This is a genomic window from Nocardia sp. NPDC058497 (assembly GCF_042720195.1).
Taxonomy (GTDB): domain Bacteria; phylum Actinomycetota; class Actinomycetes; order Mycobacteriales; family Mycobacteriaceae; genus Nocardia.
This window is the reverse complement of the sequence record NZ_JBHXMY010000291.1, coordinates 1-3,348: the sequence shown is the minus strand read 5'-3', so window position 1 is coordinate 3,348 and position 3,348 is coordinate 1. Positions and strand designations below refer to the sequence as shown.

General features: G+C 69.5%; 4 protein-coding genes. All 4 read right to left on the bottom strand.

The window, feature by feature from the left end:
* The coding region (locus tag ACFWPJ_RS19490; protein ID WP_378853231.1) for an NAD(P)-binding protein at nucleotides 1-737 on the bottom strand (737 nt) is incomplete at its 3' end.
* Complete coding sequence (locus ACFWPJ_RS19485; protein ID WP_378853229.1) at nucleotides 734-1,384, bottom strand: TetR/AcrR family transcriptional regulator; 651 nt, start codon at nucleotides 1,382-1,384, stop codon at nucleotides 734-736. The genes ACFWPJ_RS19485 and ACFWPJ_RS19490, both read right to left, overlap by 4 nt.
* A gap of 305 nt (nucleotides 1,385-1,689) precedes the next feature.
* Entirely contained in the window at nucleotides 1,690-2,454 is a 765-nt protein-coding gene (locus ACFWPJ_RS19480) for a maleylpyruvate isomerase family mycothiol-dependent enzyme (protein ID WP_378853227.1), read from the bottom strand.
* Nucleotides 2,414-3,064: a TetR/AcrR family transcriptional regulator gene (locus ACFWPJ_RS19475; RefSeq protein WP_378853225.1), complete on the bottom strand. Its 651-nt coding sequence runs from the start codon at nucleotides 3,062-3,064 to the stop codon at nucleotides 2,414-2,416. The genes ACFWPJ_RS19480 and ACFWPJ_RS19475 overlap by 41 nt, the downstream gene beginning before the upstream one ends.
* Between the last annotated feature and the right edge of the window lie 284 nt (nucleotides 3,065-3,348).

The following is a 3,348-nucleotide window of genomic DNA, read 5'->3' as shown; positions in this document are numbered from 1 at the left end:
ACCCACCCCCCGCGCGCGCCCCGCGCGGAGACCCCCCCGCGGCCTTGCCGCGTGCCGTCGCCGAGGAGGCGACGGGCGGAGTCGAGATCGGTGGCGACGATGACCGGACCGTTGTCCGGTAGCGCGTCCACCCGCGATCCGGTCTCGATGACGACCCCCAGTTCTGTTGCCCGCGCGACCATCCGGTCGATCACCTGCTGCCAGCCACCGCGCACCCACCGCACGCCGGGGATGTTCGCGCCGAACACACGCTGGAAGAGGTCCCAGACGAAGGCGGCCGAGAGCCTGCCGGTATTCGCGTCGTAGGTGACCACGCTGATGGCGTTGGCCAGTTGCGTGGCGGTGCGCTCGCCCCAGCGGTCCGCGGCCCAGCTGTGGAAGTCGACGTCGACCGGTGCCTGCAACCACTTGCGGGACTGGGCGCGCAGCATCCCGAGCGGCGGCACGTGCCGGATCCGGTCGTCGGCGCGGAAGCCGAGCTTCATCGCGTCGGTGCTGCCCGGCCAGCCGAGCCCCGCGACGAAGCCACGCTTCTTCAGCCACGTGTAATGCGGTCCGTCGGCGTAGAAGACGTGCGCGCCCTCGTGAGCGACATGCGGTGGCGGGGTTGCCCGCCCGCGCCCGCCCAGCGTCTGGTGTGCCTCGTGCAGCCGCACCGGCACGCCGGTTTCCGCAACGGCGATCGCGGCAGTGAGTCCTGCCAGTCCGCCCCCGACCACGGTGATGGGTGTGTTCATCCTCGGTCCTCTCCCTCGGTTCCCGCCCAGTCGAGCCGGGCGGCGATCATTTCTGCGGTGGCTCGCAGGTAGCGGTCTTCGTCGACATTCGCCGGATGACCGCCGTCGAAGATGTCGCCCATGATCCAGAAGTGGGCGAGCGCGCCGACGAGTACGGCGGCGGTGGCGTCCCAGTCCTGATCGCGGACCCGGTCACCGGCGAGTTCGGACAGTCCACGGGTGACCGCCGGCAGCACCACCGCGTACTCCTGCTGCCGGAACACTTCGAGCAGGCCTGCGGGGATTGAGTTGTCCCGCAACAGAATCCGGGTCACGTCACGATCGTGGTCGAGGCGGTCCAGGCCGATCCGGCACAGCGCGATGATCATGTCGACGGTGGATCCCCCGGCGGTGAACAAGTCCAGCGCGGCAGCGAGGGAGAACTCCGGCGACAGAAACTGGTCCCACGCGCCCCGATCCTCGAGCCGGCTCGCCACGGCCTGTACCAGCAGTTCGTCCTTGGACTTGAAGTGCCGATACAGCGCCCCCGACCCACCCGACAACCCCGCCGCCTGCTCGATCTGAGCGACCGAGGTCTTGGCGAAGCCACGTTCCCCGAACAGGCGCAAGGCCTCGGTCATGATCCGGTCGCGCGTTGTGGGCGCCACGTCACCTCCATGAAAGTAACCACTTACTTACAAGATGACCGAGGCCGCGGCGATGCGCAAGACCCTGTTCCGGCGAGCCGTCCTCTGGCCCGCTCGCCACCCGCGTATTCGGCTCGAATTGTGTTGAACGCCACCATGGTCGAGTGCCCATCGCACTCGTGTTCACCTCGCTGCCGACGCTGGAAGACACCGTGACCTCAACGGCCTGCTGCCCGAATTGCGCCGACGTGGGCCGGTCGATACCGGCTATCCGGGCGGCGACTAGCGGGAGAGTCTGGAACTGCCGCCGCCCGGGTGAATGCCGGTCAGAACGGCACTTCGGTGCTCAGCAATCCGGTACCGCTCGCACGCCCGGACAGGATGCGGCAGAACTCGATCGCGTCGAGCTCGATCGCGTCCGCGTCACCGCTCGTCCACGTGCCGCCCGCCGGACCGTGCAGCGTCAGGCGGTACGGCTTGCCGTGGCGCTGTGCCCACTCCCGGACCACATCGTCGACGATGCGCCCGTCGTGGTCGGCGGTGAGTTCCAGCGGTCGCCCGGTCGCCCGGCTCAGATCGATCCGGTGCATCCACGGGTCGCGGGTGAGGATCACCTCGGTCAGGAATCCGACCGTCCACCGCTCGTCGACACCGTTCACCCGCTCGCTGCCCGGCATCGTCAGCTTGCGCAGCAACGCGGGCACCCTGCGCCGTGCGGCCGTGGCGCGGGGGCCGAGGCGAGCGATCAGGGCGCGCAACTCGTCCGGCGGGTGGACGCCATAGCGGGCGACTTGATAAGCGGTCAGCGCATCGATGCGCCGCTCCTCGCCGCCGGTCCCCCGGTCGGCGGCCCGCTGCTGCCGGATCATCTCGGTGATCGACGCCGTCATCGCCGCCATCCCGGCGACGTGCGAGATCATCTGGTGCACAGTCCAGTCCGGGCAATCGGTCGGCCGGTTCCAGTCGGCCGGGTCGAGTGCGGCGACGGCATTGCCGACGCGTTCGTATTCGGTCGCGGCCAGAGTCATCGACTCGGGACGCGGGATAGCGCTACGGCGCGGCTCGGTCGGCGCCGGAGTCGTCGTGGTCATGGGGGTCCCTCGGTTCCGGGGGCAGGCCGACGCTGTCGGCCCACATGGTCATCGCGCGTTCGATCAGCCTGCGCCTGCTGTCGCCGGCCGGATCGTTGGCGAGTTGCTGGTCGATGAGGCCGCCGATCAGGCTGAACCAGATCTCGATGTCACCCCGATCGGTGACACCTGCCTCGGCGAACATGGTGACGGCGTCGCGCACCACCCGCTTCGATGGCGCGAACGCCGCGGGCGACGGCTCGAATCCGGGCACCGTGCGCTGATTCATCAGCTGGTAGCGGGCCAGATCCGCCACCGCGAAGTCGAAGAAGCCGTAGGCCAGCGCCAGCAGCCGGGCGCGCGGCGCGGTGGGCAGGGTGGCGGCAATCCGCGCCGCGTGCTCCTCGTACTCCGCCCACGCCTGCTCGAACATCGCGTCGTAGATCGCGTGCTTGGCCGCGAAATGTGTGTACAGCGAGGGCGCGCGCATGCCGACCCTGGCGGCGACATCGCGCAGGGTGATCTGCGCCAGGCCGTTCTCCCTGGCGAGTTCCCACGCGACCTGCAGAATCTCTCGCCGCGTTGCCTCACGGCGTTCGGCTTGCCTATCGCGAGTAGTTTCGCCTAACACAGTTCAAATTGTGGCGCAGATCACTACGCGAGTCAAGGGTTTGTCGCTGATCGCGATCGTCTGGGGTTGCGGCGGATTGGCCTCGCTGACGGCCTCCGGCATACCGTTCCCATCGCGCGACGGTCGCGACCGTGGTGCTGCCGGCCCTGGCAATCGCCTTCGCCGGCCGGCGGAGACGCCCGCCCCCGGCGCCGGGTACACTGCAGGTGTGGGCGGCGGGCGGGGCACACACACGCGCCCCACGCAAGAACCCGCCCGGAGTGGCGCGCGGGGGGGCCGTGAGC